This window comes from Hamadaea sp. NPDC051192 (genome assembly GCF_040682475.1).
GTDB classification, from domain to species: Bacteria; Actinomycetota; Actinomycetes; order Mycobacteriales; family Micromonosporaceae; genus Hamadaea; species Hamadaea flava.
Genome location: NZ_JBFBAZ010000003.1, coordinates 1 through 15,279, shown reverse-complemented (window position 1 = coordinate 15,279; position 15,279 = coordinate 1). Strand labels below are relative to the sequence as shown.

At 69.4% G+C, this 15,279-nt stretch carries 19 protein-coding genes; 4 read left to right on the top strand and 15 right to left on the bottom strand.

Annotated features, from left to right (window positions below):
- Positions 1-243: 243 nt before the first annotated feature.
- Positions 244-438 carry a thiazolylpeptide-type bacteriocin gene (locus tag AB0M47_RS02270; RefSeq protein ID WP_363406983.1) on the bottom strand — a complete coding sequence of 65 codons (195 nt, stop codon included), beginning with the start codon at positions 436-438 and terminating at the stop codon, positions 244-246.
- Between the two features lie 43 nt (positions 439-481).
- Positions 482-676, bottom strand: a complete 195-nt coding sequence (locus AB0M47_RS02265; protein WP_253763345.1) for a thiazolylpeptide-type bacteriocin — start codon at positions 674-676, stop codon at positions 482-484.
- Between the two features lie 148 nt (positions 677-824).
- On the opposite strand from AB0M47_RS02265, the gene AB0M47_RS02260 reads away from it, so the two are divergent.
- A complete protein-coding gene (locus AB0M47_RS02260; RefSeq protein WP_363406980.1) occupies positions 825-2,096 on the top strand; it encodes an amidohydrolase in 1,272 nt (423 codons plus the stop codon).
- A 132-nt stretch (positions 2,097-2,228) separates the two neighbouring features.
- Entirely contained in the window at positions 2,229-2,993 is a 765-nt protein-coding gene (locus AB0M47_RS02255) for a glucose 1-dehydrogenase (protein ID WP_363406977.1), read from the top strand.
- 8 nt (positions 2,994-3,001) lie between these two features.
- Here the strand turns inward: AB0M47_RS02255 and AB0M47_RS02250 are convergent, their stop codons facing one another.
- The 8 genes from AB0M47_RS02250 to AB0M47_RS02215 form a co-directional block, all read right to left on the bottom strand.
- Positions 3,002-3,730, bottom strand: a complete 729-nt coding sequence (locus tag AB0M47_RS02250; protein WP_363406974.1) for a PIG-L family deacetylase — start codon at positions 3,728-3,730, stop codon at positions 3,002-3,004.
- Positions 3,727-4,878, bottom strand: a complete 1,152-nt coding sequence (locus tag AB0M47_RS02245) for an amidohydrolase (protein WP_363406971.1) — start codon at positions 4,876-4,878, stop codon at positions 3,727-3,729. The genes AB0M47_RS02250 and AB0M47_RS02245 overlap by 4 nt, the downstream gene beginning before the upstream one ends.
- 40 nt (positions 4,879-4,918) lie before the next feature.
- A complete protein-coding gene (locus AB0M47_RS02240) occupies positions 4,919-5,566 on the bottom strand; it encodes a hypothetical protein (RefSeq protein WP_363406968.1) in 648 nt (215 codons plus the stop codon).
- Positions 5,563-6,999: a hypothetical protein gene (locus AB0M47_RS02235; RefSeq protein WP_363406965.1), complete on the bottom strand. Its 1,437-nt coding sequence runs from the start codon at positions 6,997-6,999 to the stop codon at positions 5,563-5,565. Before AB0M47_RS02235 ends, AB0M47_RS02240 begins: the two co-directional genes overlap by 4 nt.
- Positions 6,996-7,742: an ATP-binding cassette domain-containing protein gene (locus AB0M47_RS02230; protein WP_363406962.1), complete on the bottom strand. Its 747-nt coding sequence runs from the start codon at positions 7,740-7,742 to the stop codon at positions 6,996-6,998. The genes AB0M47_RS02235 and AB0M47_RS02230 overlap by 4 nt, the downstream gene beginning before the upstream one ends.
- The gene (locus AB0M47_RS02225; protein ID WP_363406959.1) at positions 7,739-8,446 is read right to left on the bottom strand and encodes a hypothetical protein; all 708 of its coding nucleotides are present in this window, start codon (positions 8,444-8,446) and stop codon (positions 7,739-7,741) included. The genes AB0M47_RS02230 and AB0M47_RS02225 overlap by 4 nt, the downstream gene beginning before the upstream one ends.
- Positions 8,446-8,997: an RNA polymerase sigma factor gene (locus AB0M47_RS02220; RefSeq protein ID WP_363406957.1), complete on the bottom strand. Its 552-nt coding sequence runs from the start codon at positions 8,995-8,997 to the stop codon at positions 8,446-8,448. Before AB0M47_RS02220 ends, AB0M47_RS02225 begins: the two co-directional genes overlap by 1 nt.
- A gap of 111 nt (positions 8,998-9,108) precedes the next feature.
- Positions 9,109-10,023, bottom strand: a complete 915-nt coding sequence (locus AB0M47_RS02215; protein ID WP_363406954.1) for a LysR substrate-binding domain-containing protein — start codon at positions 10,021-10,023, stop codon at positions 9,109-9,111.
- Between the two features lie 97 nt (positions 10,024-10,120).
- On the opposite strand from AB0M47_RS02215, the gene AB0M47_RS02210 reads away from it, so the two are divergent.
- Complete coding sequence (locus AB0M47_RS02210; RefSeq protein ID WP_363406951.1) at positions 10,121-10,948, top strand: oxidoreductase; 828 nt, start codon at positions 10,121-10,123, stop codon at positions 10,946-10,948.
- Positions 10,949-11,138: 190 nt separating this feature from the next.
- Here the strand turns inward: AB0M47_RS02210 and AB0M47_RS02205 are convergent, their stop codons facing one another.
- Positions 11,139-11,537 carry a hypothetical protein gene (locus AB0M47_RS02205; protein WP_363406948.1) on the bottom strand — a complete coding sequence of 133 codons (399 nt, stop codon included), beginning with the start codon at positions 11,535-11,537 and terminating at the stop codon, positions 11,139-11,141.
- Here AB0M47_RS02205 and AB0M47_RS02200 point away from each other — a divergent pair.
- Complete coding sequence (locus AB0M47_RS02200) at positions 11,527-11,787, top strand: hypothetical protein (RefSeq protein ID WP_363406945.1); 261 nt, start codon at positions 11,527-11,529, stop codon at positions 11,785-11,787. The genes AB0M47_RS02205 and AB0M47_RS02200 overlap by 11 nt on opposite strands.
- 7 nt (positions 11,788-11,794) lie before the next feature.
- Here AB0M47_RS02200 and AB0M47_RS02195 read toward each other — a convergent pair whose 3' ends face one another.
- The 4 genes from AB0M47_RS02195 to AB0M47_RS02180 form a co-directional block, all read right to left on the bottom strand.
- Positions 11,795-12,280: a hypothetical protein gene (locus AB0M47_RS02195; RefSeq protein WP_363407383.1), complete on the bottom strand. Its 486-nt coding sequence runs from the start codon at positions 12,278-12,280 to the stop codon at positions 11,795-11,797.
- Positions 12,281-12,356: 76 nt separating this feature from the next.
- Entirely contained in the window at positions 12,357-12,686 is a 330-nt protein-coding gene (locus tag AB0M47_RS02190; RefSeq protein ID WP_363406942.1) for a hypothetical protein, read from the bottom strand.
- A gap of 213 nt (positions 12,687-12,899) precedes the next feature.
- Positions 12,900-13,472: a hypothetical protein gene (locus AB0M47_RS02185; protein ID WP_363406939.1), complete on the bottom strand. Its 573-nt coding sequence runs from the start codon at positions 13,470-13,472 to the stop codon at positions 12,900-12,902.
- Positions 13,469-15,279 (bottom strand): polymorphic toxin-type HINT domain-containing protein (locus AB0M47_RS02180; protein WP_363406936.1); only part of this gene is annotated, 1,811 nt, incomplete at its 5' end. The genes AB0M47_RS02180 and AB0M47_RS02185, both read right to left, overlap by 4 nt.

Sequence of the window (15,279 nt, the reverse complement as noted above, 5' to 3'; positions counted from 1 at the left end):
GTCTTGTCCACACTCGCGACGCCGTTTCCGGGTAGCTTCCACAGCCGCACGAGAAAGGCGTCGCTGTTGCGGGCCGCCTCACGCACAGTGATCGAGCTATTCATGTTTTTCATACTCTTAACAACGTGATCAACGGTCAAGTACGCAGAACCGTCTACCCGCTCACCGCGTCCGCTCGCCCGGTTCGCCAGAGCGGTGGCCGCCGCCGGAGCCACCGGCGGGGCCACCGCGTACCGTGCTGAATCAGCCGCAGCAGGACGTCGAGGACTGGCTGCTCGTGCTCGAGGTGGTGCTGCTGCAGCACGAGGTGGTCGCCGAACACGACGTCGAGGCGAGCACCGCCTCCGTCACATCGGTGTAGTCCGAGATCGCGAACGTCTCCGACTCCAGCGCCAGAATCTCCTGCGCGATGGCGTCGAGGTCCGTCTGACCGCTCATGGCGTACTCCTTGAGGTAGCTGGACGGTTGGTGCGAGCTCAGGTCAGCCGCAGCAGGAGGTGGACGAGGCCGAGCTGGTGCTCGAGGTGGTGCTGCTGCAGCACGAGGTGGTCGCCGAACACGACGTCGAGGCGAGCACCGCCTCCGTGACATCGGTGTAGTCCGAGATCGCGAACGTCTCCGACTCCAGCGCCAGAATCTCCTGCGCGATGGCGTCGAGGTCCGTCTGACCGTTCATGGCGTACTCCTTGTGTCATTCCGCCTTATCGGGGGGAGCCCAGGATTTCCAGGCGTCCTCAGTTCACCCGCAGGCCGTCACGAACCGGCCTCACTGCGGCGACACCCGATGTCAGCGATCTGTGAGCGCGGCCTGCCAGACTGCGCCCATGCAGGATGTCGTGCAGTCCGCGCCGGCCGTGCCCGCCGAAACGCTGCGCGAGGCGCTCGAGCTGTACCGGCAGCTGCACGCCAATCCCGAACTGTCGGGCGCGGAGGAGCGCACCGCCGCGGCCTTCGCCGACGGGCTGCGGCACGCGGGCTTCGCCGTGACCACCGGCGTCGGCGGGCATGGCGTCGTCGGCCGGCTCACCAACGGCGACGGCCCGACGGTGTTGCTCCGCGCCGAACTCGACGCGCTTGCCGTAGCCGAGCAGACGGGGCTGCCCTATGCCAGCACTGCCGTCGCCCCCGGCCCTCGGGGCGACGCGGTCCCGGTGATGCACGCGTGCGGCCATGACCTACACCTGGCGTGCCTGGCAGGAGCCGCCCGCGTACTGTCCGACGACCGGGACGGGTGGCGCGGCACGGTGCTGGCGGTCGGCCAGCCAGCCGAGGAGACGCTGCACGGCGCGACGGCCATGCTCGACGACGGGCTGTACACCCGGTGGGGCCGTCCCGACGTCGCCCTCGCCCAGCACTGCGCGCCGCTGCCGGCCGGCATGGTGGCCCACGGCCCATTGATGACGGCGAGTTCCATCACCTTGGAGATCACGATCTCCGGCCGAGGTGGTCACACCGCCACCCCGCGCCATTGCGACGACCCCGTCGTCACCGCCGCGCTGATCGTGATGCAGCTGCAGACCGTCCGCGCACAGCACACCGACCCCACCGAACCCGCCGGGCTCACCGTCGGACAGCTGACGGCCGGCACCAGCCCCAACGTCATCGCGCACAGCGCCACCCTCGGAGTCACCATGCGGGCGTATTCGCCGGCGGCCCTGACCCGCATGCGCGAAGCGGTCGAGCGGATCACCCGCGCCGCCTGCGCGGCCGCCGAGTCCCCCAGCGAACCCCGCATACGCGTCGTCGCCCAGTCCCCGTCCAACACGCCCGACCCCGCGGTCACCACCCGCCTGCGCGACGCGCACCGGCAGACGTTCGGCAGCGCGCGCGTGGCCGACTGGCCGCCGTCATTGGCCACCGAGGACTTCCCGCACTACACCTCCGAGGGAGTCCCGACGGGGTATTGGATGCTCGGCGTGATCGGGCCGACCCAATGGCGCTCCGTCCCAGGGGATCCCGCCACCCGGATCGCCCGCCTACCAGGCAACCACTCGCCGCAGTTCGCGCCCTACGCCGCGCTCGCCCTGCCCACTGGAATCCAAGCGCTGACCGCGGCGACGCACGCCTGGCTACGCCGCTCCGACGCGACCCGCTGAACGCGGCGATCTGCCTATCGGTACGCCCTGCGGCGCGTCCGTCGGGCCGCACCGTCCATTTCCCCGTTTCCGCTGGTCAGGGCGGCCATGTCTCGTAATCTCCAGACGAGGGGATCGACGGGAGGGTTCACCATGGCTGATCTCAGCGGCAAGACCGTGATCATCACCGGTGCGGCACGTGGGCTGGGCGCCGAGGCGGCCCGCCAGGCGGTGGCGGCGGGTGCGAACGTGGTGATCACCGACGTCCTCGACGACGACGGCGAGAAGACCGCCGAGCAGCTGGGACCGCAGGCACGTTACCTGCGGCTGGACGTCACGGACGAGGCTGCCTGGCCGACGGTCGTCGCCGCCGCGAAGCAGGCGTACGGAGGCGTGGACGGCCTGGTGAACAACGCCGGGGTGTCGACCGGGATGCCGTTCGACACCGAGCCCGCCGACCACTTCCGCAAGGTCATCGACATCAACCTCGTCGGCACCTGGCTGGGCATGCAGGCGGTCATCCCCGAGCTGAAAGCCGGCGGTGGCGGGTCGATCGTCAACATCTCCTCCGCCGCCGGGCTCATGGGCCTGGCGTTCACCGGCAGCTATGGCGCGTCGAAGTGGGCCGTACGCGGCATGACGAAGGTCGCCGCGGTCGAACTGGGCACCGCCCACATCCGCTGCAACACCGTGCACCCGGGCATGACCTACACCCCGATGACCTCCGAGACGGGGATCAAGCAGGGCGAGGGCAATTACCCGAACACGCCGATGGGCCGCGTCGGCGAACCGCCGGAGATCGCCGCCGCTGTGGTGTTCCTGCTGTCCGACGACGCCGCGTACATCACCGGCGCCGAGCTGGCCGTCGACGGCGGCTGGACAGCCGGGCCGACCATCAAGTACGTGATGGGCCAGTAACTCCTAGCTCACCGCCGATAGCGCCAGGCGACCTCGAAGTCCAGGAACGCGTCCCACCGGTTCGGCCCGTCGGTGCTCAGGCATAGCGCCGGAAGCTGGGTCCGATAGCAGGCCACCGCGCGCTGCTTGCGGTCGCGCTGGGCGTCGGTCAGCGCGACGGCGTGCCGCGTCAGTCGCGACGGGTCCAAGCCACAGGCTTCCAGCTCGCGTTCCAGCCACCATTCGACGTCCACGTACTGCGGCTCCGGTCGCCCCGTCACCCAGGTCGGCCAACCGAAGGTCACCGCTCGCGGGATGTCTGCGTACAAGTAGACGTCGGCGTCGTGCGTGGCCGCCGCGATCGCCGCGTCCCGGACCGAGGCGTGGTCGACGGCCGAGCCCAGCGCGGCCGGCGCCCAGATCTCCCCCACTCCGTCGCAGTATCCGCGCAGCCGCTCCACCAGACGATCGTGGTCGGGTGGCCCGCCGCGGTACTGCTGGTCCAGTTCGTCCAGGCGCACCACGTCGCAGCCCAGCAGCGCCATGCCCGCCTCGTCCTCCGCGAGCCGCTCGGCGTGCCGCGCCGCGGACGATTCCGCGCGAGTGAACCGGTCGTAGTCGGTGAGCCCGATGTGCGGCGGCGGGTCGCCGGCGTAGACGGTGACCACCTGCGTTCCCGATGTCATCGCCCGCGACGCCGCGGAGAAGGCCGCGTCGTCGAGATGCGGCGAGACGAGGATGGCGGACGGCGTGCTCATCGCACGACCGTTCCACCGGCGATGACGGTCCGGTCGACGGGACGCTGCGTCACCGCTTCGACGAGGCTCTCGGCCGGGATGAGCAGCAGGTTCGCCCGGCATCCCGGCTCCAGGCCATAGCCGGGCAGGCCGAGGACGCGGGCTCCGCCTTCGGTCGCGATGCGCGCCGTACGCTCGATGTCGTCGTCCTGCCGGTAGCCGGAGGCGACGGCGAGCGCGAGCGCCTTGTCGAGCAGATCGCCGGTGCCGTAGGGGCTCCACAGATCGCGTACGCCGTCATGACCGAGCCCGACGCGTACGCCCGCCGCGGCCAGCCGGGCCAACGGCAGCTGCGGCGTCGTGCCCGGAACCGTTGTGGTGAGCGCGATGTCGGCCGCCGCCAGCAGCTCGATCAGGGCGCTCTGGCGTACGTCGTCGACGGTGCTCAACGCGTAACAGTGGGCGATGGTGACCTTGCCCCGCAGACCGAGCGCCTCGGTACGCTCGGCGATCCGTTCGATCTGCCAGGCCCCGAGCGTCCCCCGGTCGTGCAGATGGATGTCGAGTCCCACGTGCTTGTCCGCCGCGATGCCGAAGATGGTGTCCAGGTGCCGAATCGGGTCGCCGTCGAACCCGGCCGGGTCGAGGCCCCCGATCAGCTGCGCGCCCGCGTCGATCGCGGCGGCCATGAGTTCCGCGGTCCCGGCGCGGGTCAGCAATCCGCTCTGCGGGAACGCGACGACCTCGACCGTGACGCGTCCGGCCCGCTCGGCCGCCGCCGCCAGTACGCCGGTCACCGAGTCCAGGCCGATCTGCGGGTCCACGTCGACGTGGCTGCGCACGTGCAGCACGCCCCGGTCGATGTGCCGATCGAGCAAGGCGCCGACCCGTTCGCGGACCGGGCCGAGGTCGCCTCGGTGGGCGCGCTCGTTGTCGATCAGGGAGGCGAGGCTGGGTCCGGCCGAGTGCGGGCGATACGGCGTACCCCACGAGGTCTTGTCCAGGTGCGCGTGCGCGTCGACCAGGCCCGGCAGCGCGATCCGGCCGCCGCCCGGCACCACCTCGGCGTCCGGGCTCGGCGCGGTCGCCACGAACACGCCGTCGACGACATGAAGGTCGGTGGCCGGTCCGCCCCACGGCCGGACATCGGTGATCCTGAGCGACGTCATCCCAAGATCATAAGGGCCCGACGTTGTCCGCAGGAGCGGGTCAGCTGATCGGGTCGCGTGCGCCGCGGCGGACGAACAGCACCAGCCCGACGAGGAACACCAGGCCGGCGCATACGGCCCCACCCAGATCATGGCTCGGCCGGCTGGGCCACAGCCACGGCGTGGTCACCGCCGGGCCATGCCACTGGGTGTAGAGCCCGTAGACGCCGAGGATCAGGTAGACGACGGGCCCGGTCCATGCGAGCGCTCCGCCGAGGACGACGCCGCACAGCAAGCCGATGCCGATGAGCCCGACGACGTTACGCACCATCGCCAGAACCCCACCGGCCAGCTCCATCCCGGCCGCGGTGGCAGCCAACGCGACGACCGCGGCCACCGTCAGCAGGCAGACGGTGCCCAGCCGCAGCCACACCAGCGCCCGGCCGGTGACTCGTTCGGGCTCGCCGAACGGGCCGGCCAGGGTCACCACCACCGCGGCGGCGCAGCCGGCTTCGACGATGAGCGGCATCTGCAGCGCGCCGTAGGTGTTCCAGCTCGCGTACAGGGCCACCCGCAGTCCGATCGCGCAGGCGGCCACCGCCGCGAGTGCCACGGGTACGCGACGGCTGGCGGCGTGCAGCCGAGCCAGCCTCACCCACGCATCCGGTCGCACTGCCACCGGCTGTGCGGTCCGAGTGTGGACGGTCATGGCAGCTGCTCCAGGTCGAGCGATCCGGCTCGCAACGCCGCGATGTTCGCGACCAGCCAGGCGTGCCGGGCGTCCGGGGTCAGGGCGGCGAACCGCTGGGCTGCCTGCGCCGCCGGGTTGCCCGGCTCCGCAGCGGCCGTCCCGGCGTACGCGTCGATGACAGCCTGCTGAGCGCGGGTGGGCACGTCGCCGTCGGTGACCACCCGGGACACGATGGCGCGCACGGTCTGCGTACGCAACGCCGCAAGCAGTTCGTCGTTCGTCATCGACGGACCGGGGACCTGGTTCGGCAGGAGTAGCCACAGCACGGGCGGGTCACCGCTCATCTGCGGATCGGCCGCGCGCACGGTGAACCCGTTGCCGATGCCCTGGCGGTAGACCACCGTCGCCTGCCCGATGCGAGACGGCGCGCCCGGCACACCGGCCAGGTCCCGAAGCACGGGTCCCAGCGCGGCGGTCACAGCGGGCAGGGCGGCGGCGTACGCCGGGTGAAGACAGACCGGGATCTCCGATGCGCTGCACACCGGCGTGTACGCCACGGGCCGGTCGTCGGCGCTGTCGTGCACGGCGGCGATGGCGAGCATGCCGTGGGCGTCGAGCCGGGCCGTGCCCGCCAGGGCGACGGCGACCGTGCCGGCAAGCAGCCCGCCGGCGGTGAGAGCGGCGGCGACCCGGCGTTGCCGGCGGCTGCCCGATGCGGCCACCCCGAGCGTGCCCAGCAGCATCACGGCTACGCCCACGAGGAACACGAGCTGCACCCGCGCCAGGTCGGGCAGGTACGGATAGAACGTGGCCAGATCCGGGTTCGGGCCCATGTTCCACAATCCCGGGACCAGCGGCGAGATCTGCCACGGAGAGTGGTCGCCGTGGATGAAGTTGGCGCTGATCTCCAGCGCCAGGAAGGCGGTGACGGCCGCGAGCGGCGCGGTGAACCGGCCGGGCACCAGTGCCCCGGCGGCGAAGCCGATCGCGGTGAACGCCGGCAGCGACGCCGCTCCCACGGCGGCGGGCCACCACAGCGGCCCGCCCCAGGCGGCATGGCGTCCGATGTCGACATACAAGACCGCCACGCAGACGGCGTACGCCGCGACGGCCCAGCCGGTCGTGGCCGCCCACGCCACGCATTGGCGTGCCCAGCGGGACCGGGCCGTGGTCGACAGCAGATCGGTCAAGCCGTGCCGGGCCTCGCGGCCACCGACCCACGCGGCCACGCCGACCACGACCGGCACGAAGATCGAGACGGTGGCGGTCTGCATGTCCATGACCCGCAGACTCCACAGTGGTGGCAGCGCCTGGCTCCGGCGATAGACGACGAGCCAGAACAGCACCGCCACGGCGGGCGACATCCACAGCATCGCGTTCCGGCGCAGTTCCAGTCGGACCAGCCGGCCACCGCTGAACGTCGTGGATCGGGTGCGGGCGTCGGCGGTCATGACCGGGCCTGCGACAGAACGGTGGTGTATCCACGCTCCAGCGGGGCGTCACCGACGGCGCCGTCACCATCACCCCGGCGGATCAGCTCCTCCGGCGTCCCCGAGAAGACGATCTTCCCTTGATCCATGAGCCCGACCTGCGAACACGCAGCGCCGACGTCTTCGACCAGATGAGTGCTGACGACGACGGTCGCGGTCTGGCCCAGGTCCCGCAGGAGCGCCCGGAACGCCACCCGCTGCTCGGGATCCAGACCCGCGGTGGGCTCGTCGAGCAGAAGCAGCTGCGGATCGTTGACGATGGCTTGGGCGACACCGACACGGCGCAGCATCCCGCCGGACAACGTTCGCAGTCGCGCTTTTGCCCGGTCCCCCAGGCCGACGCGCTCGACGGCGGCGGCCACGGCACGCGGCACCCGCGCGGGAGGTATCTCCTTGAGCAACGCGAAGTACTCGACGAAGTCCACGACAGTGAACCGTGGGTAATAGCCGAGGTGCTGCGGCAGATAACCCAGCCGCTGGCGGATGTGACGGCGTTGGCGGTGGTCGGCCGGATCGCTGTCGAGCAGGCGCAATACGCCAGAGGACGGCGGCAATGCGGTGGCCAGCATCCGCAGCAGCGAGGTCTTGCCCGCACCGTTCGGGCCGAGCAGCCCGTACACCCCTGGGCCGACCGACAGGGTGACACCGCTGACGGCTTGCGTACGGCCCAGCCGCCGCGTCAGATCGGTCGCTTCGACGTTCATCCCACTCTCCCCTGTGCCCGGGTCGCGTAGCCGATCGCCGCGACGCAGCCGACCACCACGATCAGATACGGAACAGTCAGCGCGGACTCGGTGACCGCCGCCGCGATCCGGCCGCTGCTCATCCGCTGTGCCGCGATGGCGACGAACCACCCGGTCATCCCGGCCGCCAGCCCCGCGGCGGCCGAGCGGGCCAGCGTCGCCGTGGCCAGAGCCACGGCGCACACCGCCGTCATCGGCAACAGCCAGCCGAAGGTCACCACGGCGGCCGCGCCGGAGGCGGCGGATGCCACCAGTCCCAGGACCGCGTTGACACCGAACACCGCCGACGCCCGCGCCAGCAGGATCATCCGGTCGCTGACGGCCACGGTCCGGATCAACTCCCACGCGGGATCGGCTCCCGGACCATATGTGTACGCGATCCCGGCAGCCGCGACAGCGGGCGCGCACAACGCCGCATACGGCGTACCGGTCTCGCGGGCGGCGAACGCCCCGACGGCCAGCACGATCGCCGTGGCGATGAGCCATCCGGGCAGCAGTGACGGCGTGGCCAGCAGCGCCCGGGCCAGTCCCGGCGAGCGCAGCAGTCTCGCCAGACCGAGTTCGGCACGTCCACGGCGGCGACGCCAGACCTCCCCGGCGACCGAGATCCAGACCCGATCGAGATCGACGTCGTCCACCCCGCCAGGCGGGTTCGGTGTGTCCATCACAGCCCTCCCTCGGGCAACGGCCCTTCACGTCGCACCGCGGCCCGGATCATCCGGCGGGCTTGATGCGCACGGCTTTTCACCGTGCCGGCCGGCACCCCGGTGAGTTCGGCGACCTCGGCCACGCTGCGGTCCTCGACATACATCAGCCGCCACGTCTCACGGTGCGGGCTCCCGGCTGGGCCGAGGGCGTCCAGGACATCGATCAGCTGCGCGTTGGTCACCGCCAACTCCGCCGGATCGTCGGCGGGTGCGACGTCATCGGGCAGGGCATCGATCGGCAGTGTGTCGGCCCGGCCGCGCCGCCGAAGCCACAATGCGGCCTGGCGGCGGCCGATCCCCCAGATCCAGCCGCCGACGCCGTCGCCCCGATAGGCGCCGGCGCCACGCCACACCGCCAGGAACGTCTCCTGGAGGACGTCCTCGACGTCGGCGGCCGGCAGCACGGCACGCAGCCGGGCGGCCAGCCATGGCGCGTGCCGCGCGAACAACTGCCGCAGCGCCACATCGTCGCCGCGCGCCGTCGCTGTGATCAGCTCGTCGTCGTCCATCACTTTCTCTGTTGCGCCGGCGGCGTCCTCCGGTTCAGTCTCCGGCAGACTTTCTCCCTCCGCCGGGCAACGGGATGGTGCGACGCCCGGCCGAGTTCGAGAGCGGATATGTCACGGGCGTCGTTGTGCCGTGGCGACCAGGGCGGCGGCTTCGGCGTAGCCGCCTACCAGCGCACGGCTGTCGTCAGCACGCCAGGCGAGGGCGAGGTTACATGGGGAGATTCCCGTGACCGGGCGGACGACCACGCCGCCACGGGTCAGCAGCGGAGCGTTGCCTTCGGCGATCAGGCACACGCCGCGCCCGTCGACGAGCGCTTCATAGGTCTCGTCCGGGCTGCCGATCACCGCGCCGATGTTCGCCGGGCGGCCGTCCCGGGCGTCCTGGGCCAGCCAGTACTCCCGGAGCGGACCGGCGGATTCCGGCAGTGCCAGGAACGGTTCGTCGATCAGATCCGCGAATGCGACCGTGTCCTGGGACGCCAGTCGATGGTGCTGCGGGAGTGCGACACGGCGTGGCTCGGAGGCCATGACGATCCAACGGAAGCGGCGGTCGTCGGGTAGTGGCAACCAGACGAACGCCACGTCGGTCGAGCCGTCCGCCAAGCCCGCCGTCGAATCGTGCCAGCCGACTTGGCGCAGCTCCACCTTGGCTGCGGGGAACTCGGCGGTGAACCGGGACCGCACGGCGGGCAGCATGCCGTCGCGGCCGGGACTGGTGCTCATGCCGACCGTCAGCTGGTTCTGCTCGGCAGCGGTGATCTCCGCCAGCTCGGCCAGACCCGCCGCCCAGGAGTCCAGTACGCGGCGCGCGTGCGGCAACAGCGCCGCGCCCGCGTCGGTGAGCCGCACCGCACGCCGATCACGCTCGAACAGCGCAGCGCCCAATGTCTTCTCCAGCAGCCGAACCTGCTTGCTGAGCGCCGGCTGCGAGACGAACAGCCGCTCGGCCGCCCGGGTGAAGTGAAGTTCCTCGGCCACGGCCACGAAGTACCGCAGGTCGCGACCATGAACATCGGTAACCCTCATAACCAATGGTTATCACAACGGGTCTTGGACGCGTCCGCACCGAGGGCAGCAGGCTGTACCCATCCCGAGGAGCAAGCACGCGATTCAAGGAGCAGAAGTGAACAAGGTCTGGTTGATCACCGGCGCGAACAGCGGGTTCGGCCGAGCGTTCACCGAGGCGGCGGTGGCCGCCGGTGACGTGGTGGTGGCCGCGGCACGGCGGCCGGAGACGATGGCCGACCTCGTCGACGCGTATTCGGGTCAGGTGCAGGCGGTCCGGCTCGACGTCACCGACCTCGCCGCGGCCCACGCGGTGGTGGACGAGGTGATCGCGCAGCACGGTCGGATCGATGTGCTGGTCAACAACGCCGGCCGCACCCATGTGGGCGCGGTCGAGGAGACCACCGACAAGGAGCTGCGCGACCTTTTCGACGTGCACTTCTTCGGTCCCGCCCAGCTGATCCGGTCGGTGCTGCCGCATATGCGCGCCCGTCGCTCGGGTGCGATCGTCCAGCTCAGCAGCATGGGCGGGCAGATGTCGTTCGCCGGATTCTCCGCCTACAGCGCGACCAAGTTCGCCTTGGAAGGCTTGTCCGAGGCACTGGCCGACGAGGTCAGGTCACTGGGGATCAAGGTGCTCGTCGTGGAACCCGGCGCCTTCCGTACCAGCCTGTTCGGCAACGCCTCGACCAGCGGCCGGATCGCCGACTACGACGCCACCGTCGAGGCAACCAGGTCCATGGTCGCCGGCGGTGACGGCGGGCAGCCCGGCGACCCGGCCAAGGCGGCCGCGGCGGTGCTGGCGGCGTTGGCTGCCGAGGACACACCACTGCGGCTGCCGCTGGGCAGCGACGCGGTCGATGCGGTGCTCCAGCACGCGGAGGCGGTGCTATCCGAGGTCAAGGCGTGGGAGCAGACTGCGCGAGCCACGACATTCGACGACTGAACGACGCTGGTCCAGCCCGGGGCGTCGTCCCTCGAAATCGCAGCAGCCACCTCGAGATCTCCCTCGGGTGGCTTCTGCGTTCGCGGCGACGGCCCCGTCGCACTGGCCATTGTGGACTCGCATAGGATCTTGCGGTCCCCGCTTCGACCTGTGGCGGCAGGAGCCTTCGTGTGGCTTTCGGGGCCGGCAGCTACTCGTCTTGGTGGAGGTTCGTCTTCATGGTTTCCGCTCCCCGCCGCTGCGGCCTGGTGCTCGTCGGCGCCGCGATGACGCTGGGCCTGGCCGCGTGCAAGCCGGCCGCCTCGGCATCGGAACCAGGCCCGTCGACGACGGTCACGCCGGATTCGTCGCCGTCTCCGGTCGCTCCGGATCCGACGCCGTCAACAACGCCGTCTGGTCGGCCCACGACCCGCCCCACGTCGAGCACGAAGCCTTCCGCGATTTCCACGAGTCCTCGTGCGTCGTCGACGACCCAGCGCGCCGACACCACGCGACCGGTGATCGTCGGCCCGGTCACCGCGGACCCGAAATATCTCTTGGACCAGAAGTGCGGTGACTGGGCCGTGTCCTCGTTCTCGGTGAAGGTCACCGATGCGACCGATGCGCCGTCGAAGCTGAAGGTGACCCTCACCTGGCTCGGCGAGGACGGCGGCACCGGAGTGCTGGCGATGAGTTACAGCAAGACGTCCGGCCTGTTCGAGGCGTCGGTGCCGGGTGTGCCGGTGATTCCCCACGGGTATGTGACCTTCACGGTCAAGGCCTCGGATGCCGCCGGCAATCGGGCGACGCCGTTGGCCGGGCCGAAGGTCTTCTCCTATTCGACCGGAACCTGCAATTAGAAAAGATCTAGCTGATCGGCGTGACGCTCAACTGGTCAGCCGCCCCCAGCAGGGTGGCCGCGAACTCGTCCGGCGGCATCCTTGCGACGAAGACTTTGCCCAGGTCTTCGGGATTGGGATGCTCGGCTCGCCAGAACGCGAAGACGATCACCAGTTCGTCGTCGTCGAGGTAGGCGTAGCTGGACACGTTGTCGAGCGTCTCGCTCCACTGCATGAACCAATACTGTTCGCGGAAGTCCGTCTCGTCCGCCTGCAGCAGCCGGAAAGTCTCCTCCGGCGAGCGCTCCGGGAAGGGGCAGGGCCGGATCAGGCGCTGGCGTACCTGCATAGCGGCACCGCGCATGTAGTGACAAAACGACGGCACGAACGCTTCGTTGTCATCCGTCGTGAGCCAGGTGTCCGCCGCCCACAGGTCGACGACGCGCATGGCGGGGCCGGTGGCCTCACCAATCTCCACAGCGAATGTGGTCCTGTTGCCGAATCGTCTCATCAGAGCGGCAGGCTAGCAGCCAGCCGACACCGACGCAGCTGCCCGCGGTCTGGGATTCACCGAGCGCGCACGGCGGGGTCTACAGCTCGACCGTGGCCCCAGACACGACGAACTCTCGGATGACGACCAGAATCCGCGTAAGGAAGGCTTCGAAGTCGTCGGCGATCATCCGTGGGTCGCCCAGCCCGCCGGTGTAGACACCGACATCCACCCGGCCCGCCGGCAGGTGGTAGATCACGCCACGGTGCCGGGCCAGACAGAAGAACCCGCCCCCGCCGTCCGATCCGAACGTCGCGACCTCGCCGATCGACTCGACATCGACCCGAGTGGGCAGGCCCCAGTCGGCAGCGACCGGAAGCCGGTCCGCCGGACGGATGAAGTAGCCGTTGTTGATGTCCGGCAGCGACACCTCGCCGACTTCCGCGTAGAAGCCGGCGGGAACGCGGTCACGTCCCCGCCGGTCGGCAACTCCTGATCGGCGTCACTGACGAAGTTGGACTCCTCGTCGAACGGGTAGCCGAAGCGCTGTTCGAACACCACCGCCAGCTGATCGAGGTGAGTTCTGAGGGCAGCCTTCCAGTCGGCCACACCGGTCACCTCCTGTCGCAGTAGCCAAACGCCATCATTGATTGCCAAATGTTCCCATGTCTCCCCATGCGCTAGTAATGGCACCGGAGGGCTTGTACGAGCGAGCCATCTGCTCGTCAAACAACACCAGGATAGAATCTGGATGATATGTCGGCCGCCCCTGCGCGTCGAGTTCTCCCAAGGCGATCACGACATTCGCTGAATGGCCAATCGTGAGCCGCATCGCCCATAAGCTCTCAGGGCAACCGCTCTCGCTTACCTGCCATCCCGCGTGCAGACTCGTTATCTGACCTCCGACGACTGCACGCCATGGGTCGGAGTCACCTGCCGGAATCGTGACTACACCCTCCTGAGGTGGACCCTCTTGCGCCGGATTAACGGCCAGCCCCTCAACTAGATCATCTCGCTCCCACGTCCACTCAACAAGGCCGGTGGAGAGGTCCATGAAGACATCTAGGTCCACCTCGTGAGCCGCACCTGAGGGTGCCGCAGCAAGGCCTCCGAACTCCGTCTGTTGATATCTGACGGCCTGAACCATGGCACCGATCATGCCCGCCGCCATGACGGAATGCTTGCTCGCATCTTCCTTCAAGATCAGCATGATCACCCCCGATATTCGAAGCTGCCAAAGTATTGGAAAGCGCCGTCGGGGTCGAAGACCGCGCCGACCCCATCGGGCCTGACTATTCGCGAACCTCCGGCAAAGCCGCCTCCCGTGACCGCCTCCTGGACACCTCGGGGATGGAAGCTGATGTCGTCCAGAAGCATTTGGCCCGCCCGATCGAGGTCATCCTTGTTGCTGCCCACTCGTGGAAGGAATCGCTTCGGAGACACCTGACCGGGGTTCAGCTGATGCTTATCGTATTCCAGGCCGGCTTGCGTCGTCTCCGCCTTACCATTCCTGCCTGGCCGCATGCCGCTGTTCGCCATATCGTTACGCGTGTTCAGGTCCGGCTCGCCACCGCCGCAGTTGTGGACGAGGACCGGCGTGGCCCCGGCGAGGACGTAATAGGTGTGGATGTCGTTGACCGTGAGGTCGCGCATGTCCGCCAGGCCGGTCCAGGTCTTGACCGCCACGACGATCTGAGTGGTACGCCCGGCGACGTCCCGCAGGCGATCCTGCGGCTTCAGGGCCGACGCGTCGACCCAGTCGTTGGCGGTCACGCTCCAGAACGGGTGGTGCTGCGTCGTGTGCACCGTCGACGTCTTGCCGGTCTTCGTGTCGCGTACGGTCACGTCGGCCAGATCTGTGTCGGCGTTCTTGTGCAGCTTCGTGACCGGCCTCGCCGTGGTCTGACCGGTGGCGGGATCGGTGGCGAGCACCTTGTCGCCGACCTTGACGTCCTTGATGGCCCGGGTCGACCCGTCTGCCATGAGCACCCGCGTATTCGGCTGGAAGCTGTGACAGCTCTTGCCGCCCCGGCCGCCGACCGTGCCGGTGACCGCTCCGATGCCGCCGGAGATCGCGACGCCGGTCCAGTTCACCCGGCCCGTCGTGACCACCTGGGAGGCGGTGTCGCTGACGGCCCCGACAGCGAACTCGCTGACCATCCGGCCGCCGACCTTGGTCGCGAAGCCGCCCATCGCGGCCGCGGCCTTGCCCGCCACGATCCCGCCGACACCGCCGGTGACGACCCCGATGCCGCCTTGGAGGGCGCCTTGTCCCAGTGAGCCGAGGGCGTCCTTGAAGCCGTGGACGTTACCTTGCGCGGCGTCCTTGCCGAGGTTGATCAACGCGGCTGCCCCGATGGCACAGGCGGCGGCTCCGACTCCGGCGGTCACCGCCGTGCAGGCCAGCCCGGCGGCCACGCCGGCGACGATCGCGCCGATCTGGATCAGGGTGTCCTTATGCTCCTTCACCCACTTCGCGGTTGCGTGATAGGCGTCCTTGACCTTGTTGACGGTGGCTTTGACGGTCTTGGTGACCTTGTGGACGACGCGTGAACCGGCCTGCTTGATCCGGTGGTAGGTGTTCTTCACCTTCTGTTTGACGTGGTTGATCGTCTTGGCCACCGAGTGCTTCACCCGGTGATAGGTCTTCTTGACCCGGTTGACGGCCTTCTTGTAGGTCTTCTTGGCGTAGTGGACCGCGCGGTGAACCGTGTGTTTGATCGCGCGTTTCACCTTGTGGACCGCCTTGCGGACGGTGTGCGCCGCCTTCTTGACGGTGTGGACGACCTTCTTGGCGACGCTGGTCGCCGCGTGCCAGTACGAGGAGGCGTAGGACGACGCGTAGGAGTAGGCGTAGCTGAAGGCCGACGAGGCGTAGCTGGTCACCGCGTGGACGACGTTCGAAACGGCCTTCTTCGCCGCCTTGATCGGGTTCCAGCCCCAGTGGCCGGTGGAGTCGGTGGTCTGGAGCGGGTTGCCGTCGCCGTACTGGTAGTGGTTGGCGTCGATGGAGTCCGGGACCG

Bases quoted from the DNA above. Each gene is read 5' to 3' on its own strand.
- AB0M47_RS02230 (WP_363406962.1), bottom strand. From the start codon at position 7,742: ATGAACGTCGAAGCGACCGATCTGACGCGGCGGCTGGGCCGTACGCAA.
- AB0M47_RS02260 (WP_363406980.1), top strand. From the start codon at position 825: ATGCAGGATGTCGTGCAGTCCGCGCCGGCCGTGCCCGCCGAAACGCTG.
- AB0M47_RS02235 (WP_363406965.1), bottom strand. From the start codon at position 6,999: ATGACCGCCGACGCCCGCACCCGATCCACGACGTTCAGCGGTGGCCGG.
- AB0M47_RS02225 (WP_363406959.1), bottom strand. From the start codon at position 8,446: ATGGACACACCGAACCCGCCTGGCGGGGTGGACGACGTCGATCTCGAT.
- AB0M47_RS02270 (WP_363406983.1), bottom strand. From the start codon at position 438: ATGAGCGGTCAGACGGACCTCGACGCCATCGCGCAGGAGATTCTGGCG.
- AB0M47_RS02265 (WP_253763345.1), bottom strand. From the start codon at position 676: ATGAACGGTCAGACGGACCTCGACGCCATCGCGCAGGAGATTCTGGCG.
- AB0M47_RS02220 (WP_363406957.1), bottom strand. From the start codon at position 8,997: ATGGACGACGACGAGCTGATCACAGCGACGGCGCGCGGCGACGATGTG.
- AB0M47_RS02255 (WP_363406977.1), top strand. From the start codon at position 2,229: ATGGCTGATCTCAGCGGCAAGACCGTGATCATCACCGGTGCGGCACGT.
- AB0M47_RS02215 (WP_363406954.1), bottom strand. From the start codon at position 10,023: ATGAGGGTTACCGATGTTCATGGTCGCGACCTGCGGTACTTCGTGGCC.
- AB0M47_RS02240 (WP_363406968.1), bottom strand. From the start codon at position 5,566: ATGACCGTCCACACTCGGACCGCACAGCCGGTGGCAGTGCGACCGGAT.
- AB0M47_RS02245 (WP_363406971.1), bottom strand. From the start codon at position 4,878: ATGACGTCGCTCAGGATCACCGATGTCCGGCCGTGGGGCGGACCGGCC.
- AB0M47_RS02250 (WP_363406974.1), bottom strand. From the start codon at position 3,730: ATGAGCACGCCGTCCGCCATCCTCGTCTCGCCGCATCTCGACGACGCG.